The organism is Enterovibrio makurazakiensis, from assembly GCF_050336585.1.
GTDB lineage: Bacteria > Pseudomonadota > Gammaproteobacteria > Enterobacterales > Vibrionaceae > Enterovibrio > Enterovibrio gelatinilyticus.
In genome coordinates this window covers 245,732-266,069 of record NZ_JAKJSE010000006.1, presented here as the reverse complement: position 1 = coordinate 266,069, position 20,338 = coordinate 245,732, and the positions used below count along the sequence as shown (strand labels likewise).

Genomic DNA, 20,338 nt, shown 5'->3' with positions numbered 1-20,338 from the left:
GCTGGAGAAAGGCAAGGAATGGACGCAACAGCGCCGTCAACACACACATATGATGTAATTATCGCAGGAGGCGCAATGGCTGGTGCAACACTCGCACTCGCCATTGAGCAACTGACGCAGGCTCAACTGTCCGTCGCCGTTGTGGAAGCCGCTATCCCTGACCATGCCCATCCTGGGTATGACGCGAGAAGCATCGCGCTGTCCTACGGAAGTTGCCAATTGCTTGAGCAGTTAGGTATTTGGCATCACGTTGCACCATTCGCCACCGCCATTAACACCATCCATGTTTCAGATCGTGGTCATTTCGGACTCACCGAGATGAATGCTAGCACGGAAGGCTTACCCTACTTGGGCAATGTGATTGAACTGGCTGATGCAGGGCGTGAATTTCATCAAGCCCTGAGCCAAGCTAAAAACATCACTTTGTACTGCCCCTCTTTCGTCACCGAACTGACCCGAGAAACGGACAAGGTCACGATAACGCTCAATGATGGACAAGTGCTTACCACCAAACTGATGGTTGCTGCCGACGGCGCCCTTTCCTCATGCTGTGACATGGTCGGTATCGCCCGCCATGAACATGATTTTGAACAAGTCGCGCTGATCGCCAATGTCACTACATCGTTGCCTCATCAAGGCAAGGCGTTTGAACGCTTTACCGAAACCGGTCCAGTCGCGTTGTTGCCAATGTCTGAAGGTCGCAGCTCATTAGTTTGGTGTGTCAAACCACACGAAGCGCCCGATTTTCTCGCGCTGTCTGATCGTGAATTTGCAGAGAAACTCCAACAAACGTTCGGCTGGCGCCTTGGCCAGTTGTTACATGTTGGGCAGCGAAACAGCTATCCACTGATCTTGCGCCAAGCAACTCAGCTGATCAGCCATCGCTTTGCTGTTGTGGGAAATGCAGCCCAAACGCTACACCCAATTGCAGGCCAAGGCTTTAACCTTGGGCTTCGAGATGTAGTCACCTTGGCAGAAGAAATTGCCAAGGCACACAAAGAACAACAAGACTGTGGCAACATGATAATGCTTCAGCGTTACCTTCATCGTCGCGAACCAGACAGAGATGCCACTGTCGCCATGACATCGGGCCTTGTTCATGGTTTTTCCAATACGTCTGCGCCACTCAGTCTTGGGCGCAATTTAGGACTGGCGGCAATGTCCGTCTTTAGCGGATTAAAAGCGCCATTGCTAAAACGTGCAATGGGGCTGGTAGAACGATAATGAAAATGACAAATGTAGACATCGCCATTATTGGTGGCGGTATGGTGGGATTAACATTGGCAGCTGCACTCGCTGACAGCGACCTTCGCATCGCCGTCATCGAAGGAAAAATGCCAGACATCGATCTGCCTCCCCTTCCCGATTTGCGTGTTTCTGCGCTCAGCCGCGCCAGCGAAAACATCTTAAAAAATGTAAGTGCATGGGACGGAATTACGTCTCGACGCAGCAGCCCATATCAGAAAATGTCGGTGTGGGAACAAGACAGCTTTGGCGCGATTGATTTTGATGCCATGGACATGGGTCAGCCGAACCTAGGCTATATCGTCGAAAACCGCGTTATCCAACTGTCATTGTTTGAACGTATCAAGCAGCAACACAATGTCACCCTATTTTGCCCAGACAAATGCGCGAGCATGATGTTCGGCGAAACCGAAGCTTGGCTAACACTCGATTCTGGCAATGCCATTACTGCGAAACTGGTGGTTGGTGCTGATGGTGCAAATTCATGGGTTAGAAATCAACTGTCCATCCCGCTGACTCATTGGGACTATGGGCACAGCGCGCTCGTTGCCAATATTCGCACTGCAGAGCCTCATGGCGGCGTTGCACGCCAAATCTTCACCCCTGATGGCCCATTGGCATTCTTGCCGCTGTCAGACCCGTACCTTTGCTCTATTGTGTGGTCACAATCCCCTGAGCTTGCAGACCAACGATGTGCTTTGTCTGATGAAGACTTTAACAAAGCACTGACTGCCGCATTTGATACACGACTGGGGCTTTGCTCTGTAACAAGCGAGCGGGCTGCGTTTCCGCTGAAGATGCGTTATGCCCGCGACTTCGTGGTCGAGCGCGTCGCACTGATCGGGGATGCCGCTCACACCATTCACCCGTTGGCAGGTCAAGGTGTCAATCTCGGGTTGTTAGATGCCACCAGCTTGGCGCAAGAGTTAGTGCGTTTGCATGAAGAAGGCAAAGACATTGGCGAGAAAGCCAACCTTCGCAGTTTTGAGCGCTGGCGCAAAGCTGAAGCGGCTCACATGATTGCCGCCATGCAGGGGTTTCGCGATATTTTCTCAGGTGAAAACCCCGCTAAGAAACTGTTCCGTGGCATTGGCTTGATGGCCGCAGCGACCCTGCCAGGGATTAAAACGCAGTTTATTAAGCGAGCTTTGGGGTTAAATGGGGATTTGCCCGAGTTGGCAAAGAAATAGGGTACTGGGTACTGGGTACTGGGTACTGGGTACTGGGTACTGGGTACTGGGTACTGCAAAATGTTTTTGACGGCCTGAGATGCGGTCAAGCTTTTCGCTTTCGCTCTTCCTAGATCTTTCTATTCCCTATCTTACAAACAAAAAAACGGCTCCCGAGGGAGCCGTTTTCATATCTAAATCAGCGTATCGCCGACTGAATGAAGAGCTAAGCGATTACGCTTGGCCTTTAACTTCTTTCAGACCGTTGAAAGGTGCGCGTTCGCCCAGAGCTTCTTCGATACGGATAAGTTGGTTGTACTTAGCAACACGGTCAGAACGGCTCATAGAACCAGTCTTGATTTGGCCTGCAGCAGTACCAACAGCTAGGTCAGCGATAGTTGCATCTTCAGTTTCACCTGAACGGTGAGAGATAACTGCAGTGAAACCAGCATCTTTAGCCATCTTGATCGCAGCCAAAGTTTCGGTTAGTGAACCGATTTGGTTGAACTTGATCAGGATAGAGTTAGTGATGCCTTCTTCGATACCACGAGCAAGGATCTTAGTGTTAGTAACGAATAGATCGTCACCCACTAGCTGAATTTTGTCGCCTAGAAGCTCAGTTTGGTGTTTGAAACCAGTCCAATCAGACTCGTCCAGACCGTCTTCGATAGAAACGATTGGGAATTGCTCAACTAGACCAGCAAGGTAGTGGTTGAACTCTTCAGCGGTGAAGGTTTTGCCTTCGCCTTTCATGTTGTAGATGCCAGCTTCTTTGTCGAAGAACTCAGATGCTGCACAGTCCATAGCAAGAGTGATGTCTTTGCCTAGCTCGTAGCCAGCAGCTGCAACAGCTTCTGCGATAACTTCTAGCGCTTCAGCGTTAGACTTAAGGTTAGGAGCGAAACCGCCTTCGTCACCAACTGCAGTGTTGTAGCCTTTAGACTTCAATACTTTCGCTAGGTTGTGGAATACTTCAGCACCCATGCGAACAGCTTCTTTCAAAGTTGCAGCGCCAACTGGCTGAATCATGAACTCTTGGATATCAACGTTGTTGTCAGCGTGCTCGCCACCGTTGATGATGTTCATCATTGGTAGAGGCATAGAGAACTGACCAGCAGTGCCGTTTAGTTCAGCAATGTGCTCGTACAGTGGCATGCCTTTAGCAGCAGCTGCTGCTTTTGCGTTCGCTAGAGATACCGCTAGGATTGCGTTAGCACCGAACTTAGATTTGTTCTCAGTACCGTCCAAGTCGATCATGATTTGGTCGATTTCTGCTTGGTTTGTCGCGTCTTTACCTTCTAGAGCGTTAGCGATTTCGCCGTTTACTGCGCCGATTGCTTTAAGTACGCCTTTACCTAGGAAACGAGCTTTGTCGCCGTCACGCAATTCAAGAGCTTCGCGAGAACCGGTAGATGCGCCAGATGGTGCAGCTGCCATACCTACGAAACCACCTTCTAGGTGAACTTCTGCTTCTACAGTTGGGTTACCGCGTGAATCGATAATTTCACGACCTAGAACTTTAACGATCTTAGACATTGTGTTTCCTCTCGTATGTCATATAGCTTAAAAATGCGAAAAGCGGCTGCACTACCTTCGCAACCGCCCTTTGTTCTCAGTTACAGCTCACCACGCTGATTTTTACCTGCCGCTGCCACAAAGCCTTCAAACAAAGGATGGCCGTCGCGCGGTGTAGAGGTAAATTCAGGGTGGAACTGGCACGCCACAAACCATGGGTGCTCAGGGTTTTCAATAATTTCAACCAGCTTCTTGTCCGCTGACAAGCCCGATACCACAAGGCCGGCTTCTTCAATTTGCGGACGAAGCACATTGTTGACTTCATAGCGGTGACGGTGACGCTCGTGAATAGACGCATTACCGTATAGCTCACGCGCTTTGGTGCCGTCTTTTAGGTGACACAGCTGTGCGCCAAGGCGCATGGTGCCGCCCAAGTCGGATTTCTCAGTACGCGCTTCAACCTTACCTTCGCCGTCGACCCACTCAGTGATCAGGCCAACAACTGGGAATTTGCTTTCTTTATTGAACTCCGTAGAGTTCGCGCCTTCCATGCCCACAACGTTACGTGCGTATTCAATCAACGCAACTTGCATGCCTAGGCAGATACCCAAGTAAGGAATTTTGTTTTCACGCGCAAACTTCGCTGCCAGAATTTTGCCTTCTACGCCGCGATCACCGAAGCCACCTGGAACTAGAATTGCGTCTAGGCCATGCAGTGCTTCTTCACCTTTGGTTTCTACGTCTTGAGAGTCAACATACTTGATGTTCACGGTCAGGCGATTCTTAAGGCCAGCGTGCTTCAGTGCTTCGTTGACAGACTTATAGGCGTCTGGCAGTTCGATGTACTTACCAACCATACCGATAGTCACTTCACCGGTCGGGTTCGCTTCTTCAAAAATAACTTGTTCCCACTCAGACAAGTCTGCTTGTGGCGCCGTGATACCAAAACGCTGACAAACCAAGTCATCCAAGCCTTGTGAACGGATCAGTGAAGGGATTTTGTAGATAGAATCCACATCCTTCATTGAGATAACGGCTTTTTCTTGCACGTTACAGAACAAGGCAATTTTAGAACGCTCGTTTGCAGGAATAACACGGTCGCTACGGCAAACCAGAATGTCTGGCTGAATACCGATAGACAGCAGTTCTTTCACTGAGTGTTGAGTAGGTTTGGTTTTCACTTCACCTGCAGCTGCAAGGTAAGGAACCAAAGTCAGGTGCATGAACATGGTGCGCTCGCGACCAAGTTCAACCGCCAACTGACGGATAGCTTCTAGGAATGGCAATGACTCGATATCACCAACAGTACCGCCGATTTCAACGATAGCCACATCGTGACCTTCGCCACCAGCAAGCACACGCTCTTTAATCGAGTTAGTGATATGTGGGATAACCTGAATGGTTGCACCCAAGTAGTCGCCGCGGCGTTCTTTGCGCAGTACATCGGCGTATACACGGCCAGACGTAAAGTTGTTGCGCTTAGTCATCTTGGTACGGATGAAACGCTCGTAGTGACCCAAGTCTAGGTCGGTTTCTGCACCGTCTTCCGTAACGAATACTTCACCGTGCTGGGTTGGGCTCATCGTGCCCGGATCCAAGTTGATGTAAGGGTCGAGCTTCATCATGGTCACATTAAGACCACGTGCTTCTAAAATCGCTGCTAATGACGCTGCAGCAATACCCTTACCGAGGGAGGAAACCACCCCGCCAGTTACAAAAATGTAATTCGTTGTCATGCTAAACCTGAGAGTTGGATTTAGGGGAAATATTGGAAATCTGGACGGGACGACATGTTACCAGAGCCCGAAACTTCCCACAACGTGAAAACTATCACACGACCAAACGTTTTTTTTTGTCGTAAATCAATGGAGTGATTTACATTGCTTTGTTGCCTTCGTCACGTTTCACTTGCTGCCAGAGATTTTCGAGCTCATCTGTCTGACTTTCCTGCAAGTTTTTACCATTTTCGCGTAATTTCATTTCAATTTGACGAAAACGTTTTTCGAATTTTAAATTAGCTTTTCTTAATGCACTTTCGGGATTTGTCCCAACATGGCGGGCTAAATTCACTACGGCAAACAACAAGTCGCCTACTTCTTCATCAATACGTGCTTGATTGACGTCCACCATCAAGGCTTCTTCCATCACTTCTTCAAGCTCTTCTTGGACTTTTTCAGCCACCGGACCGATCGCATCCCAATCAAACCCGACGCTAGCGCAACGTTTCTGAATTTTTGTCGCTCGGCCTAATGCAGGTAATGCGCTAGGTACGTCATCCAATAAACTCACCGCCACATCTGGCGCTGCTTTTTTGGCACGTTCTTGTGCCTTAATGCCTTCCCAATCAGCTTCTTGAAGTGGGTTGCCGTCCGCATCTTTCTCACCAAACACATGAGGATGACGACGAACCAATTTGTCACAGATAGCCCCGACCACATCGTCGAAATCAAAGTCGCCCTGCTCTTTACCGAGTTGACTATAGAACACGATCTGAAACAGGAGATCGCCCAGTTCATCGCGTACATCCGCCCAATCTTGGCGCTCAATCGCATCCACGGTTTCGAAAGTTTCTTCGATGGTGTAAGGAATTATGGAATCAAACGTCTGCTTTTTATCCCACGGACAGCCATTATTCGGGTCTCGTAGGGTCGCCATAATTTCGAGTAATTCTTGCATTCGCGACATTTTTTTCATGTCTATTTACCCACTGTCAGTGTGTTAAAACGTGTTCAATAATAAAAAGGGAAAGCCTAAGCTCTCCCTTTTTTATACCGAATATTTTTTACCCAAATCAACCTGAAGATGCGCGATTTCTCACTCAGTGAAGTCGTTTTGCTTCGTGAACATCTCGCACCTGCTCAAGGCGAGAGATCACTCGACTCAGCACTTCTAAATCACTCAGTTCCAGATCAAAGTCCATGATCGACATGTTTTGCTTATAGTCGACTCGGCTTTGCATGCCTGCTACTTTCACTTTGTCATTAGTCAGTACGTTGGTCAGGTCTTTGATCAACCCATTGCGCTCTGACGCCAACACGCGAACCGTGATCTGGTAGTTACCTACAAAACCCCCGCCCCACACCGTATCGATAATACGCTCAGGCGCATGATGGCGAAGCTCTGATAATTGATCACAGTCTGAACGGTGAACCGATATACCACGCCCTTGCGTCACATAACCTTCGATGGCATCCCCTGGGATCGGCTGACAGCAACGTGCAAGGTGGGTCATCAGGTTATCAACCCCTTCAACCACCACGGCATCTCTGCGCGGTTTTTTCGGCGCTGACGAGGTTTCGGCTTGTTCGAGCTTTTCGCGAAGCTGTTGGTCTTCTTGTGCCTTGGTGGGTTTATTCACCAAGGAGTTGATATAATTCACCACTTGGTTGATGCGCAAGTCGCCACTGCCAACACCGGCATACACTTCTTCCAAGCTGTTCATGTTGAAGCGTTTCATGGCCAGCGAGGCATCTTTGCTAACCGCACCAATTTTCGCCAGTTCGGTATCGAGGATCTCTTTGCCCGCAATCATGTTCTTTTCACGTGATTGCTTGCGGAACCATGCATTGATTTTAGCGCGAGCACGGCCAGAATTGACGAAGCCCAAACTTGGATTTAGCCAGTCACGCGAAGGGTTCGGCTCTTTCTGAGTGATGATTTCAACTTGATCGCCCATTTGCAGGTGGTACGTGAACGGCACAATGCGCCCTTCCACTTTGGTACCAATACAACGGTGACCCACTTCAGAGTGGATGTGGTAAGCAAAATCTAGCGGCGTAGCACCGATAGGCAAATCGACCACATCACCTTTTGGTGTAAAGGCATAAACACGATCATCAAAGACTTGGCTACGAAGTTCATCGAGCATTTCACCCGAATCAGACATCTCTTCTTGCCATGCCAACAGTTTGCGCAGCCAGGTGATTTTCTCATCGTAGCCACTGCGACCGCCCGCTGATGCACCTTCTTTGTATTTCCAGTGCGCCGCTACGCCGAGTTCGGCATCATCATGCATTTGCTTGGTGCGGATTTGGATTTCAACGGTTTTCCCTTCAGGACCTAGCACTACGGTGTGAATAGACTGATAGCCGTTAGGTTTCGGGTTGGCGACGTAGTCGTCAAATTCTTTAGGGAGGTGGCGATATTTGGTGTGCACCACACCTAATGCGGCGTAGCAGTCTTGCAATTGGTCAGCAATGATTCGGACAGCACGCACATCGAAAAGCTCATCGAAGTCGAGGCTCTTCTTCTGCATTTTCCGCCAGATGCTGTAGATGTGCTTTGGACGACCGTACACCTGAGCATTGATGTTGGACGCACCCATGGCCTGCTGCAAGTCTGTCACGAAGGTATCAATGTAGTCTTCGCGATCAATACGGCGTTCCGCCAGTTGCTTAGCAATTTGCTTGTAGGTGCCCGAATGCTGATAGCGGAAAGTGTAGTCTTCAATTTCCCATTTCAGTTGGCCTATACCCAAGCGGTTGGCCAACGGTGCGTAGATATTCGCACACTCTTTGGCAACAGCTTGACGAACATCGTCTGGTTCGTTTTTCACTTCACGCAGATAACTAATGCGCTCCGCCAGTTTGATCACGACACAACGAAAGTCATCAACCATCGAGAGCAACATACGGCGCACGTTATCCACCTGCGCTGCGGTGGCTTCTTCATTGTTGGAGTTCAAATGACGAATAGACGCCATCTCTTGCACCCCATCAACCAATTTGGTGATGTTGCTGCCGTAGCGTTCTTTCAAGGCCTCTGGCGTGAGTAGGCCATCTTCCACCACAGGGAAGAGCAACGCGGCAATCAAGGTTTCCTTGTCCATGCTAAGAGTGACAAGGATTTCAATCATTTCTCGACCAAACCACAATGATTGAGCGAGGGTCTGCTCGTCACCCAGTGTTTGGCAATCATAATAGGCGTTTATCAGCGCCTGCGAGACATCCGCATCTTGCGCTAGACCATCGACCCAGCGTTCAAGCAAAAATTCTGTGTTGTCATTTAGGTGCGCGCCACGAATTGCGACCATTTCACTATCCTGTTTGTTCTAATCCATATACACAAACCACCTCAACTTGCCTGTTCAACGCACAAGGAAGTAGCTTGTGTATAAACCAGCAACCCTCATGGTTGCCGGTGTGTCACTTATGCCTTTTTGATGAACAGCGCCATCGACTCTAAGTGCCCTGTGTGCGGGAACATGTCCAACATGCCCAACTTAGCCAATTTGTATCCTTTATCGAGCAGTATTTGGCTGTCTCTTGCGAGTGTTGCAGGGTTACAAGACACATACACAATACGCTCAGCACGTGATTGTGCCACATAAGGCATAACCCCTAAAGCGCCAGCACGTGCTGGGTCGAGCAAAATTTTGCTATAACGCTGCTTGCCCCACTCAGTCTTGCCCGCATCGAGTTCAAGGTTTGCATGATAGAAGGCCACATTGTCCAGCTTATTGCGTACCGCGTTGTCGGTCGCACGTTGAACCATGTCCTCAACACCTTCAACGCCCACCACAGATGCCGCCTTGCTAGCCATTGGCAAACTGAAGTTGCCAAGTCCACAGAATAAGTCGAGCACTTTGTCATTACTATCAAGTGCAAGCCAATCAAGAGCCTGGGCAATCATTTTCAGGTTGATGTCGGCATTAACCTGAATGAAATCCTGCGGTTCAAACTCAAGAGAAAACGTATCTAGCGAATAATACGGCGCACTACCACAAAGACGCTGCGCCTCCGCATCTCCTTGCTGAAGATACAAAATCAGCGCCTTGTCATCAGCAAACTGTTTGAGAGTCACAATGTCGTCATCATGCAATGGCTTAATCGCACGCACTAACAGCACGCGCCCTGCATCAGATTCCACCAGCTCAATATGACCAATAATACGGCGACCGCGCAATGCATCCAGCAGTGAGTAAACCTCTGGAAGCAGTGCATCAAGTGCTTTGGCTAACACTGGGCAATGCGTCACTGTCACAATGTCTTTCGAGCTTCGCTGACGAAAGCCCATTTCCAATTCACCCGTTTTAGCGATTTTCACGCTCAATCGCGCACGTCGGCGATATCCTTCACCAACAGAGCACACTGGTGCATCTTGGGTGAGTTCAGCATCTGCAAACTTTCTCATCAGCTGTGAAAGTGAGGTTTGCTTGGCTTTGATCTGCTCATCATGTCCAAGGTGCTGCAAGTTACATCCACCGCACACCCCATAATGGGCACAAAATGGTTCAACACGCTCTGCACTGGCAGTGGTCACTTTGATCAATTTGGCTCGAGCAAACTGACGTTTGTCTTCCGTCAATTGAGCTACAACGTCTTCACCCGCTAATGCACCCGCAATAAACACCGGCTTTTTACCGTCAAAGGCCACACCATCGCCTTGATGGTCAAGACGCTCAACGGTGAATGCCTTGTGTTTGGTGTCGATACTTTTCTTCTTCTGGGGCTGAAAAAAACGCGCCATGTTGATTTTCCAATGTCGGCCATCGCCACCTTTTCCTCTGGTGATGACAGCAGTGAATCGTATATTGGCGAACAGCGGGTTGTGATAACCTGCTGAATTCTCGCCGACAGCTTTGGTGTACAGCCGCACCTAGGATTAGAATGTAGCCTTAGGCACGTCATGATTTTATGTCATGAACAGGTACGTCATGAAAATGATGGCAATTCTCCCACAGAACAAACAGCATGACCAAATACGGACTTCGCGCCAGAGTAATTACCCTTACCATTGCACCGACATTGATCATCGGCATTTTACTGAGTGCCTATTTTATCAAAAACCGCTATCAAGAGCTGGAGCAGCAATTGAGCGTAGCGGGTCAGGCAATCATTGAGCCGCTGGCAATCGCTAGTGAAATCGGTCTTTCTAACGAAAGTCGCGAAAACGTGCGTCGCCTTATCGGTCACACTCACCGACAACACAGTCAATACATTCGAAGTATTGCGGTATTTTCGGGCAAGAATGATCTCTTCGTAACCTCAAACTACCACCGCAATCTCGATTTGATGGCCGTCCCTGACGGACAACCGATACCCGATCGCTTGGAGATAAGCCGACTGCAAGACACCTTGCTGCTTCGTGCACCTATTCGCGCTATCGGCAATTTCAATAACGCGCTAGCACCTGAAATGCCCATCGGCTACATCACGATGGAAATGGACTTGTCCACGGTGAAGCTTAAGCAATACCAAGAAATCATTTCCGCCAGCGTGGTGCTTATTCTTGGCGTTATTCTATCGGGATTCTTTGCCTATCGCTTGTTGCTTGATGTTGAAACGCCAATAAAGCAAATGATCAATATGATCGACAGAATCCGCCGAGGGCATCTCGATGTTCGGATTGAAGGCAAATTATTGGGTGAGCTTGATACCTTGAAGAACGGTATCAACGCCATGGCGATTTCATTGTCTGAATATCATTTGGAGATGCAACAGAGCATTGATCAGGCAACGTCAGACTTACGTGAAACGCTCGAACAGCTTGAAATTCAAAATGTTGAATTAGACATCGCCAAGAAAAACGCGCAAGAAGCGGCACGGGTGAAATCCGAGTTTCTTGCCAACATGTCTCATGAACTGCGTACACCACTCAATGGTGTGATTGGGTTCACCCGCCAAATGCTCAAAACCCAATTAAGTAGCAGCCAACAAGATTATCTGCAGACCATCGAAAAATCAGCCAACAATCTACTCACGATCATTAACGACATTCTCGACTTCTCGAAACTCGAAGCTGGCAAGTTGCTGCTTGAAAACATCCCGTTTGATTTCGAAGACTCTTTAGAAGAAGTCATGCGTTTGCTTGCCCCCATGGCGCACGAAAAAGGACTAGAGCTGAATTTACGCATTGACCCTCGCATTCCTTCTGGGGTGATTGGTGACCCGCTTCGCATCCAGCAAGTGCTCACTAACTTGATTGGTAACGCCACTAAATTTACCGAGCGTGGCCATATTCGTATTAGTGTTGAACTCAAACAGCAACGTGATGAGCAACTGGAATTACAGTTCGTGATACGAGATTCTGGTATCGGTATTTCCGAACGCCAACAGGCTCAGTTATTCCAAGCATTCCGACAAGCGGATGCGAGTATCAGCCGTCGCTATGGCGGAACCGGGCTAGGCCTCGTGATCACCCAAAACCTCGTGCAGCAAATGGGCGGAGACATTGGATTCAGTAGCCGATTGCACCAAGGGTCTACCTTCTGGTTTACCTTATCGCTGATGAAGACCGACTTGCCTTTGGTACAACCTGTCGATGATCAGGCGCTTGCCGGAAGTTCGCTAATTTTAGTAGAGAACGACCTAGAAAGTCGCCAGATCACCAGTGAGAAACTCTCTCAATTTGGTCTCAGCATCCGAAGTGTTGATCAGCTACCCGAGCATTCGGAACGCGTCTCTTGTGTGATGATTTGTATCGATGCCGACGCCGTTCCAGAACCCGATGCGTTAATAAACCAAGCATCTCGCGCTAAAGTCTTCAGTGATAAAATCGTATTTTGCCTTCCGACAACGGAACTCGCACTGTCAGAGCACCTCTTAAATGCGGGTGTCGATGCATGCTTACCGAAACCGCTGTCTGTACGTAAGTTAGTAGAGCTACTTCAGGGTGAACCACAACAACCTAAGGCACTTCCTGCCGTGGTTGAAGCGCACGTAAACAAACTGCCAATGACCGTCATGGCGGTGGATGATAACCCAGCGAACCTCAAGCTCATCGCGGCACTATTAAAAGAACGCGTGACCAATGTGGTGACGGCGCATGATGGTAAGCACGCGGTAGAGCGTGCGCACGCTCAACGTTTTGACCTGATCTTGATGGACATTCAAATGCCAGAAATGGATGGGGTGACAGCTTGTCAGGAAATTCGTCGTTCACCACTGAACCATCAAACCCCAGTTATCGCCGTCACCGCTCATGCCATGGCGGGTGAGCGAGAGCGTTTGCTTGGCGAAGGCATGGACGATTACCTCACCAAACCGATTGAAGAGCATATTCTCGAACAAGTCCTGCACCATTGGACTCACCCGCAATCTGGAGACGTACCTTCCTATAGCCCACTGACCCACTCAAACACGGTCAGTACATCGCTCAGTGTCGATTGGTCACAAGCCATGAAGCAAGCGTCAGGCAAAGAAGCTCTGGCGAAAGAGATGCTGCAAATGCTGGTGCGCTCATTCGATGAAGTAGAAGACAAAGTGAACCTTGCATTAGAGGGCGATACGATTGAACTCTGGCCTGTGATCCACAAGCTACATGGCAGTTGCGCCTATAGCGGTGTACCCAAGCTCAAAGGGCTCTGTTATGAACTGGAAACACAGTATAAGCAGGGAGCCAACAACGAAGACCTTGAACCTGAGCTCTGTGAATTACTCGATGAGATGAATAATATCCGCGAGCAATCCCCGCATTATTTGAGTGAGGAAAGCTGATCGAAAAACGGCAGAAAAGTCTGACTTTCCTGCCGTTTCATCGTTAGCTATTGGAGGGTTTACTCCGCGCAGATAGAAGCCAATATGTCCAGACGTCTCACGGGTTCTTTCACATAGGGATTGCCCTCGTCCCATGCATAACCCGCGAGTATAGAACAAATCATCTGTTTGATTTTCGCATCAGGGTTTGGATAAAAAATCACATCCTGCAATGTGCCTTTGTACCACCCCTCGACATAACATCGAAACGTATCAATCCCTTTTAGAAGAGGCTTTTCATAATCAGCGGTCCAATCGACTTTCTCACCACTCAATTGACGCAATAACGCGTCAGTTGCGTACTCAGCAGACTTCATTGCAATGGTCACACCGGATGAAAATACCGGGTCAAGAAACTCTCCAGCATTACCCAGCAAGGCAAATTTATCGGTAGCCAGTGTTGATACATTTGCAGAGTATCCGCCAATTTCTCCAGCAGGGTTAGGGTACTCTGCCTGAGCGAGCAATATAGCTAAACGCGGCTCTTCCGATGCCAGTTGGCGAATTGCATCAATGTGATCTTCGGGGTAGCGTTCGAAGAAAGTCGGCTCGCCCACAATACCAAAAGAACATGTTCCATTGCTAAATGGGATCAGCCAATACCAAACATCTTGGTTGTTAGGATGAACAGAAATTAAAATCTTATCGCGGTCATATTGCTCGTCATCAATACGATCTGTAATGTGCGTGAATATCGCTTTTCGAGGTGGAAGGCATGATGGTGTTTCAAGGTTCAATAAACGCGGCAACACTCGTCCAAAACCACTCGCATCAAGGATAAAATCCGCTTCAAGCGTATATTTTTCACCGTTCGCATCCTTGACCGTCAGGCGCGGAGATTCGCCGTTAAGTTCTACCGACTCAATCTCATGTTGGTAGCGAATCGTTACACCTTGTCGCTCTGCATCATCAGCCAGCACTTTATCAAACGCACCACGCTGAACTTGAAAGGTGGTGCCGATACCCTGTGAAAACTTGTCCGTGAAGTCGAAACTGACATAGCGTCCTCGACGGTTAAACGCCGCGCCATTTTTGAATTGAAAACCTGCATGATTAACCGCATCCAGCATGCCTGCAGCCCGAATGGATTCCATACACGCTGGCAACAAACTCTCACCGATAGAAAAGCGAGGGAATGTCGCTTTCTCAATCACAATAACGTCAATTCCCTTTTGGTTTAACAATGCTGCTGCAATCGCGCCAGATGGCCCAGCGCCAATAATAGCCACCTGTGTGGTTTCCAAATTCAAACAATGTCTCCTTACAATGTACGCAGAGCGATAATGCCTTGCTAATCCTGACGAGCGTTAAGTTTCAACAAAGTGTGTCCGAGACCGATGTCATCCGTTTTTTCCACCACGTCAAACCCTGCCTCTTCAACAATTTGAACAAACTCTTCGCAGCGATAGAAGCGACTGTTCCCATTGGCAAGGCAAGTAAAATACAACGAAGTCGCATTCAGACTATACGCCGCCGCTTCATATTTCTGAGCATCCCAAAATAGGTCCAAGATATAAACCGTTGCATCCGGCTTCATCGCTTGGCGAACGCGGCGCAAAATGCTCAAAATCTCCATTGGCGAAAAGCAATCTAAAAATTGACTCATCCACCATACATCCGCACCTTGAGGCAGGGACTGAGAAGCATCAAGTGCATCAAAAGCATGACCTTTGATTCGACCTTCATAGCCAGTCTCTTTTGCCTGCTCTAATGCCATTTCAATCTGCGGAGGAAGGTCAATAATAGTGACTGTCACATCAGAGCAGTATTGACAACATTGCCTCGCCCATTGCCCTGTATTTCCACCAATATCAAACACGTTTTTAGGCGTATCCGCGAACACTTTTTCGAGCAACAAGGGAAAAGAGCGATCAGAGTAAAAGTGATCGAACTGGAACCAGCTTTTCTTGGCCTTTTCTGGTAGCTGCGATAAGCCTTCGTAAATCGTACTCCAGTCTCCTAACTCTTTTAGGCCTGCAGGCGTACCAGTTTCTATAGACTCGGTGAGATGGCTCATCGCGGCGTAACAAACGTCAGCAGTGAAATCCATATTTGCACGTGTCATGCCATCATGCAGCAGGAAATATCCCAGGTTGGCAATACAATAGCGCGGTGACTTCCACGTAACGATATGGGCAGACACTGCCATATCGAGTAGCACTTTAACACCGTACTCTGATACTCCCGTTGTAGTTGCGATCTCTGTGGCATCAAGGCCATCACTTCCCGCCTCATCAAGGGCAGACAAAATATTGAGATCTCGCAATGTGCGAGCGGTATGAAAAACAATTGGCGCAAAAGCGAGCTTTTGCGCCTCTGTTTTTGCGCTCAATCCGTTATACGGATCAACTTCATAAGACTTCACGCTAAAAACCTACTACCTAAACAGTGTACTTATGACTTAGAGGCACTCAGCACCGCTAAGTGCTTACGGATATCAACATCCAGATTGTTGATCCAGCGATTGTAGTTACGATGAATTTTACCATCACTGTATTTAAGATTTTCAGAATCAACGTAATCAATCGAATAGCTCTTATCGCTATACGTCACATCAATCACAGCACGATGAGAACGGACAAAAAGTTCACCCCGAATCACACCTGGTGCCGTTTCTGTCATGATCCAACCACGATCAGCGCCAGATTCCATAATGGCCTGCTTTACCGATAGCACTGGCACATTAAAAGCAACGGGAACGCTCTCAACATTTTTGATAGGTTGAACACGACCACAACCAACCAGCCCCACGACAACTGCCAACAAAACTAGACATTTCTTTAGATTCACGACTGACTCCTTATTATTGATTCAAACACCTTGTTGCGTGTTACAGTGATTACGATATCATCAACATTACACATTGTTCATGCTAACAATACCTTGATCAATCACATATGCACTGATGTTATAGCCCGCCAATGAGTAGTATTCAATTTAACCTACGAAAACTTAATGCACTGTCGCCTGGTCTAGTAAATCAAGAAGACTGGACAAACTGGTCTCATCTCGATTATCAATGGCCAGAAGGGGGAAACACCCCACCGGCCAGTGCCATACCAGCAATGATGCGCCGCCGCATGAGTGCGATTAGCAAATTAGCGGTGCAAATAGCAACAGAGCTCATTGAGCATGAAAGTGTCGACTTTGTGGTTTTCTCAAGTCGGCATGGTGAACTTCAACGTACTATCACCCTGCTTAACGAAATACAGGCTGGTCAAGATGCGTCACCCACGGCATTCTCTCAATCGGTCCACAATACAGCTGCAGGCTTATTTACCATCGCAACAAAACAAGCCATACCTGCGACATCCCTCTCTGGTGGTGAGGATTCTTTTCATTACGCCCTCACTGAAGCTGCTATTTATTTAACAGAGAACCCCAAACACAAAGTATTGGTTGTTGATTTCGATGCTCCCTTACCTGAACCATATACGCCATTTAACCAATATCACGTTCCCCCATATGCTTTTGGCGTAATTATCGAACACGGTGAGCAGTTCACTGTTTCTCGCTCTAGCTCTAGCTCTAGCTCTAGCTCTAGCTCTAGCTCTAGCCGCCATGACGCAACGCTCTTATTACCGCAAGCACTCGCGTTTTATGCCAATGTCATGAATGCAGCACCCACCTTCGTCATTCAAAGCTCACGGCAACATTGGGAGTGGTGCACAAAGGGGACATGGAATGTTGATAGCAATCAGTAAGGGCTGGCGAATTCTCGCCACAGGTTTTTGCTTTAGTCTCTTTGGGATTGGGGCTTTATGCCTAACATTTATTATATGCCCAATAATGACGTTTTCAGCACGCGACGCGCGAGAACGGGAGCATCGCGTGCAGCGAATCATTCAGCGCACTTTTATCGCATTTTGTCTGACGATGAAATATACAGGCGCTATCAACTTTCGAATTTCAGGTGCAGATATTCTGAAGAAAGACAGACGCTGTCTTATTTTAGCCAATCACCCTAGCTTGATTGATTACGTATTAATTGCATCTCAATTACCCCAATGCGACTGCCTCGTTAAAGCCGCTATTTGGCGTAACCCCTTTATGAAAGGCATTGTGAAAGCGGCTGGTTACATCCCCAACAATGATCCAGACGACCTACTGGCACGCTGTAGTGATCGCTTAGACCAAGGCAATGTGTTGTTGGTGTTTCCTGAAGGTACTCGAACCACACCCGGCGAAAAGCAAAAGCTGCAAAGAGGGGCATCACAAATTGCAGTTCGCACCCAAACCGACATCCGAATCATCCACATTACAGTCACCCCCAGCTTTCTTACCAAAGAGAGAAAATGGTATCAGGTTCCTGACATTCGCCCCTTTTTTCATGTGGAGGTGAAGGGTAAGATAAGCGCCAGTGAATTTAGTGGCAGTGATGCAGCGGAACCAACAGAAGCTCGTCGTCTAAATCGGAGACTGGCAACCGAACTATTCCCCACCCCAATTAATTCCAAACATCGATATTCAACGAAAGAGGGCCACTGTGAGCACACTACATAACGACATTAAAAAACTGATCATCGATGCATTGAATCTAGAAGATCTCTCCATTGAAGACATCGACACCGACGCCCCTCTGTTTGGAGAAGGTCTAGGACTAGATTCTATTGATGCACTTGAGCTTGGCCTAGCCATTAAGAAAGCGTACAACGTGGTCATTGATGCTGACGATAGCAACACACGTGAGCATTTCGCCTCTGTCGCTAATTTGGCTTCGTTCATCTCTGCTAACAAAGCGGAGTAAACATGACAGACGTAAACAAAGCACAAATATTCGAACAAGTTCGCGATGCGCTAGTCGAACTCTTTGAATTAGCACCTGACGACATCACCCCTGAAGCCCGCCTCTATGATGAGCTGGATCTTGATAGCATTGACGCCGTTGATCTCGTGGTACATTTACAAAACACCACAGGCAAAAAAATCAAACCCGATGAGTTTAAGTCGGTGCGTACAGTGCAAGATGTTGTCGATGCTGTTGCTGATTTGCTAGCAGCACAGTAATGAGATCCCTCAGTGCGGTAGCCGGAATGCTGCTTCTTGCTTACCCACTGGCGGTCTATGCAGGATTGTCCTATTGGGGTGCAGCACCTTTGGCACTGGTTCTCATTGTCCTTTTTGCTTGTCGTATCGTATCAAGCAGACGTTCAAAGAGTGGGCCACTCAAACATTTAGCCATACTCACTGGCACAATAGGAATAGCACTGGCATCTCTGGGCTACCTTTTCAAACAGCATGACTGGTTTCTCTACTATCCCGTGGTGGTCAACGCTGTCATGCTGGCGATATTTGCGCATAGTCTGAGCCAACCTCAGAGCATTGTTGAAAAGTTAGCGCGATTGCAAGACCCAGACCTTCCCCCCTCGGGAGTCAGTTACACGCGAAAAGTCACCAAGGTCTGGTGCCTGTTTTTTCTCCTAAACGGTAGCATTGCATGGCTCACCTGTTTCATGCCTCTGAGTAACTGGACTTTGTATAACGGCTTACTCAGCTACTTAGCTGCAGGAACACTGTTTGCCGTGGAGTATTTAGTAAGAAAAAAGGTTCAAGCTTCGTGATTTCTTTCACTCCACTTTCAGCGCTGATTAGCTCGACGGATAGACCCCACACTCATCCCGTCGCCATTGACGACAATGGTAACGAACGAAGCTGGCGTGACTTCACTCGCCATGTCATGACGCTTAGCCACCAGCTTGCTGCGCGACCTGAAAAAGAATGGGCTCTAGCCTTTGAAGACAGTTACCTCTTTTCCGTCGCGTTTTTTGCATTGTGTCATGCCAACAAGTCGGTCATTTTACCGGGAAACCTTCAGCCGGGTGCACTCACTGAGCTCACAAGCTGCTGCGATGGCATTCTTCACGATACACGTGTGATAGCGCCAAAAGGCCTCTTAACACTAACGTTGCCGGACGCGCTCATCCCAACCAATGACGCGCTACCCGCGCTACAACCGTTTACTGATCTTAAGTTAACCTTGTTCACCTCAGGCTCAAGTGGCGTACCTAAAGCTATCGAAAAGTCACTACATCAACTACAAGAAGAATTGAACCAGCTTGAACAACAGTGGGGAAAGCAGGTTCAACAAGCGACGTTTTTTAGCACTGTTTCTCACCAGCATATCTACGGTTTTCTGTTTCGTATTCTCTGGCCATTAAGCGCAGGTCGCCCATTTATGTGCCGCGACTTGGTTTACCCAGAACAAGTTATTGCTCAAGCAAAGGGGCACCATGTGCTCGTCAGTAGCCCCGCGTTGTTAAAACGGTTATCAGAACAAACCAACTCTGACGGTTATTGCTCCATCTTTTCATCTGGAGGCCCCCTTCCGTATGACGCCGCACAACTTAGTATCGCCAGTCTTGGGTATCTTCCGATCGAAGTCTATGGCAGTACGGAAACAGGCGGCATTGGCTTTCGTCAGCAAACCAGTGAGTCCTCACCTTGGCGTTTGTTTGATGGGATCACGGCATCACTCAATGAAAGCGGCTGCTTATCCTTACGCTCCCCTTATATTGACCCTCAGCAGTGGTATCACACCGCGGATATCTGCGAACTGTTCGATGATCGCCACTTTCTTCTGAAAGGCAGAGCCGATCGAGTGGTTAAAGTTGAAGAAAAACGCGTATCTCTGACGGAAATCGAGCAACGCCTTTGCCAAAGCCCGTGGGTGACGGACGCGGCGTCAGTTGTGCTATCACAAGGTGGTAGGCAGGTCATTGCCGCAGTCGTGGTATTATCTGCACAAGGTTTGGATATTATCCAAGAGACTAGCCAAGGGAAATTCAAGCTTTCGCTCCGTCACGCTATGAGAGAGTGGCTTGAACCTATTGCGATTCCACGGCGATTAAAGTTCGTGCAAAATATCCCGCAAAATAGTCAGGGGAAAAGACAGCATTCGCTCATTGAAGCTCTATTTACCGACGAATAGCATCA

Annotated in this window: 17 protein-coding genes; 9 read left to right on the top strand and 8 right to left on the bottom strand. The window is 48.3% G+C overall.

The window, feature by feature from the left end; translation table 11 throughout:
* Positions 1–18 precede the first annotated feature (18 nt).
* Together ubiH and L4D06_RS04815 are read left to right on the top strand one after the other, a co-directional pair.
* Positions 19–1,224, top strand: coding sequence for a 2-octaprenyl-6-methoxyphenyl hydroxylase (ubiH, locus tag L4D06_RS04820; RefSeq protein ID WP_274162795.1), 1,206 nt, complete (start codon positions 19–21; stop codon positions 1,222–1,224).
* Positions 1,224–2,435 carry an FAD-dependent 2-octaprenylphenol hydroxylase gene (locus L4D06_RS04815; RefSeq protein WP_429738001.1) on the top strand — a complete coding sequence of 404 codons (1,212 nt, stop codon included), beginning with the start codon at positions 1,224–1,226 and terminating at the stop codon, positions 2,433–2,435. Before ubiH ends, L4D06_RS04815 begins: the two co-directional genes overlap by 1 nt.
* A 213-nt stretch (positions 2,436–2,648) precedes the next feature.
* Here the strand turns inward: L4D06_RS04815 and eno are convergent, their stop codons facing one another.
* From eno to rlmD, 5 genes are all read right to left on the bottom strand, one after another.
* Positions 2,649–3,950, bottom strand: a complete 1,302-nt coding sequence (gene eno / locus L4D06_RS04810) for a phosphopyruvate hydratase (RefSeq protein ID WP_028022958.1) — start codon at positions 3,948–3,950, stop codon at positions 2,649–2,651.
* A gap of 80 nt (positions 3,951–4,030) precedes the next feature.
* Positions 4,031–5,665, bottom strand: a complete 1,635-nt coding sequence (pyrG, locus tag L4D06_RS04805; protein ID WP_274162797.1) for a CTP synthase — start codon at positions 5,663–5,665, stop codon at positions 4,031–4,033.
* A 139-nt stretch (positions 5,666–5,804) separates the two neighbouring features.
* Complete coding sequence (gene mazG, locus L4D06_RS04800) at positions 5,805–6,623, bottom strand: nucleoside triphosphate pyrophosphohydrolase (RefSeq protein ID WP_429738000.1); 819 nt, start codon at positions 6,621–6,623, stop codon at positions 5,805–5,807.
* A gap of 124 nt (positions 6,624–6,747) precedes the next feature.
* Positions 6,748–8,961, bottom strand: a complete 2,214-nt coding sequence (gene relA / locus L4D06_RS04795) for a GTP diphosphokinase (protein ID WP_274162799.1) — start codon at positions 8,959–8,961, stop codon at positions 6,748–6,750.
* A gap of 116 nt (positions 8,962–9,077) precedes the next feature.
* Positions 9,078–10,397 carry a 23S rRNA (uracil(1939)-C(5))-methyltransferase RlmD gene (gene rlmD / locus L4D06_RS04790; RefSeq protein WP_429737999.1) on the bottom strand — a complete coding sequence of 440 codons (1,320 nt, stop codon included), beginning with the start codon at positions 10,395–10,397 and terminating at the stop codon, positions 9,078–9,080.
* Positions 10,398–10,621: 224 nt separating this feature from the next.
* On the opposite strand from rlmD, the gene barA reads away from it, so the two are divergent.
* Positions 10,622–13,366 (top strand): two-component sensor histidine kinase BarA, encoded by a 2,745-nt coding sequence (barA, locus tag L4D06_RS04785; RefSeq protein ID WP_274162801.1) that lies wholly within the window; start codon positions 10,622–10,624, stop codon positions 13,364–13,366.
* A gap of 59 nt (positions 13,367–13,425) precedes the next feature.
* Here the strand turns inward: barA and L4D06_RS04780 are convergent, their stop codons facing one another.
* Genes L4D06_RS04780 through L4D06_RS04770 form a run of 3 tightly spaced genes read right to left on the bottom strand, consistent with a single transcriptional unit; the run spans position 13,426 to position 16,195 of the window.
* Positions 13,426–14,655: an NAD(P)/FAD-dependent oxidoreductase gene (locus tag L4D06_RS04780; RefSeq protein ID WP_274162802.1), complete on the bottom strand. Its 1,230-nt coding sequence runs from the start codon at positions 14,653–14,655 to the stop codon at positions 13,426–13,428.
* 41 nt (positions 14,656–14,696) lie between these two features.
* On the bottom strand, positions 14,697–15,770 hold the full coding sequence (locus L4D06_RS04775; protein ID WP_429737998.1) for a class I SAM-dependent methyltransferase: 1,074 nt from the start codon (positions 15,768–15,770) through the stop codon (positions 14,697–14,699).
* Positions 15,771–15,799: 29 nt separating this feature from the next.
* Positions 15,800–16,195, bottom strand: a complete 396-nt coding sequence (locus L4D06_RS04770; RefSeq protein WP_274162804.1) for a hypothetical protein — start codon at positions 16,193–16,195, stop codon at positions 15,800–15,802.
* A gap of 131 nt (positions 16,196–16,326) precedes the next feature.
* Between L4D06_RS04770 and L4D06_RS04765 the strand changes: the two genes are divergently transcribed.
* The 6 genes from L4D06_RS04765 to L4D06_RS04740 are packed head-to-tail and all read left to right on the top strand — an operon-like array spanning position 16,327 to position 20,333.
* On the top strand, positions 16,327–17,109 hold the full coding sequence (locus tag L4D06_RS04765) for a beta-ketoacyl synthase chain length factor (RefSeq protein ID WP_429737997.1): 783 nt from the start codon (positions 16,327–16,329) through the stop codon (positions 17,107–17,109).
* Positions 17,090–17,908 (top strand): lysophospholipid acyltransferase family protein, encoded by an 819-nt coding sequence (locus L4D06_RS04760; protein WP_429737996.1) that lies wholly within the window; start codon positions 17,090–17,092, stop codon positions 17,906–17,908. The genes L4D06_RS04765 and L4D06_RS04760 overlap by 20 nt, the downstream gene beginning before the upstream one ends.
* Positions 17,892–18,152 (top strand): phosphopantetheine-binding protein, encoded by a 261-nt coding sequence (locus L4D06_RS04755; RefSeq protein ID WP_274162807.1) that lies wholly within the window; start codon positions 17,892–17,894, stop codon positions 18,150–18,152. Before L4D06_RS04760 ends, L4D06_RS04755 begins: the two co-directional genes overlap by 17 nt.
* Before the next feature lie 2 nt (positions 18,153–18,154).
* A complete protein-coding gene (locus L4D06_RS04750) occupies positions 18,155–18,412 on the top strand; it encodes an acyl carrier protein (RefSeq protein WP_274162808.1) in 258 nt (85 codons plus the stop codon).
* A complete protein-coding gene (locus L4D06_RS04745; RefSeq protein ID WP_274162809.1) occupies positions 18,412–18,966 on the top strand; it encodes a COG4648 family protein in 555 nt (184 codons plus the stop codon). The genes L4D06_RS04750 and L4D06_RS04745 overlap by 1 nt, the downstream gene beginning before the upstream one ends.
* Positions 18,966–20,333, top strand: a complete 1,368-nt coding sequence (locus tag L4D06_RS04740) for an AMP-binding protein (protein WP_429738018.1) — start codon at positions 18,966–18,968, stop codon at positions 20,331–20,333. Before L4D06_RS04745 ends, L4D06_RS04740 begins: the two co-directional genes overlap by 1 nt.
* Positions 20,334–20,338: the final 5 nt, after the last annotated feature.

Excerpts from the sequence above, each read along its gene's own strand:
- ubiH (WP_274162795.1), top strand. The coding sequence starts at position 19 with ATGGACGCAACAGCGCCGTCAACACACACATATGATGTAATTATCGCA.
- L4D06_RS04815 (WP_429738001.1), top strand. The coding sequence starts at position 1,224 with ATGAAAATGACAAATGTAGACATCGCCATTATTGGTGGCGGTATGGTG.
- eno (WP_028022958.1), bottom strand. The coding sequence starts at position 3,950 with ATGTCTAAGATCGTTAAAGTTCTAGGTCGTGAAATTATCGATTCACGC.
- pyrG (WP_274162797.1), bottom strand. The coding sequence starts at position 5,665 with ATGACAACGAATTACATTTTTGTAACTGGCGGGGTGGTTTCCTCCCTC.
- mazG (WP_429738000.1), bottom strand. The coding sequence starts at position 6,623 with ATGAAAAAAATGTCGCGAATGCAAGAATTACTCGAAATTATGGCGACC.
- relA (WP_274162799.1), bottom strand. The coding sequence starts at position 8,961 with ATGGTCGCAATTCGTGGCGCGCACCTAAATGACAACACAGAATTTTTG.
- rlmD (WP_429737999.1), bottom strand. The coding sequence starts at position 10,397 with ATGGCGCGTTTTTTTCAGCCCCAGAAGAAGAAAAGTATCGACACCAAA.
- barA (WP_274162801.1), top strand. The coding sequence starts at position 10,622 with ATGACCAAATACGGACTTCGCGCCAGAGTAATTACCCTTACCATTGCA.
- L4D06_RS04765 (WP_429737997.1), top strand. The coding sequence starts at position 16,327 with ATGAGTAGTATTCAATTTAACCTACGAAAACTTAATGCACTGTCGCCT.
- L4D06_RS04760 (WP_429737996.1), top strand. The coding sequence starts at position 17,090 with ATGTTGATAGCAATCAGTAAGGGCTGGCGAATTCTCGCCACAGGTTTT.
- L4D06_RS04750 (WP_274162808.1), top strand. The coding sequence starts at position 18,155 with ATGACAGACGTAAACAAAGCACAAATATTCGAACAAGTTCGCGATGCG.
- L4D06_RS04745 (WP_274162809.1), top strand. The coding sequence starts at position 18,412 with ATGAGATCCCTCAGTGCGGTAGCCGGAATGCTGCTTCTTGCTTACCCA.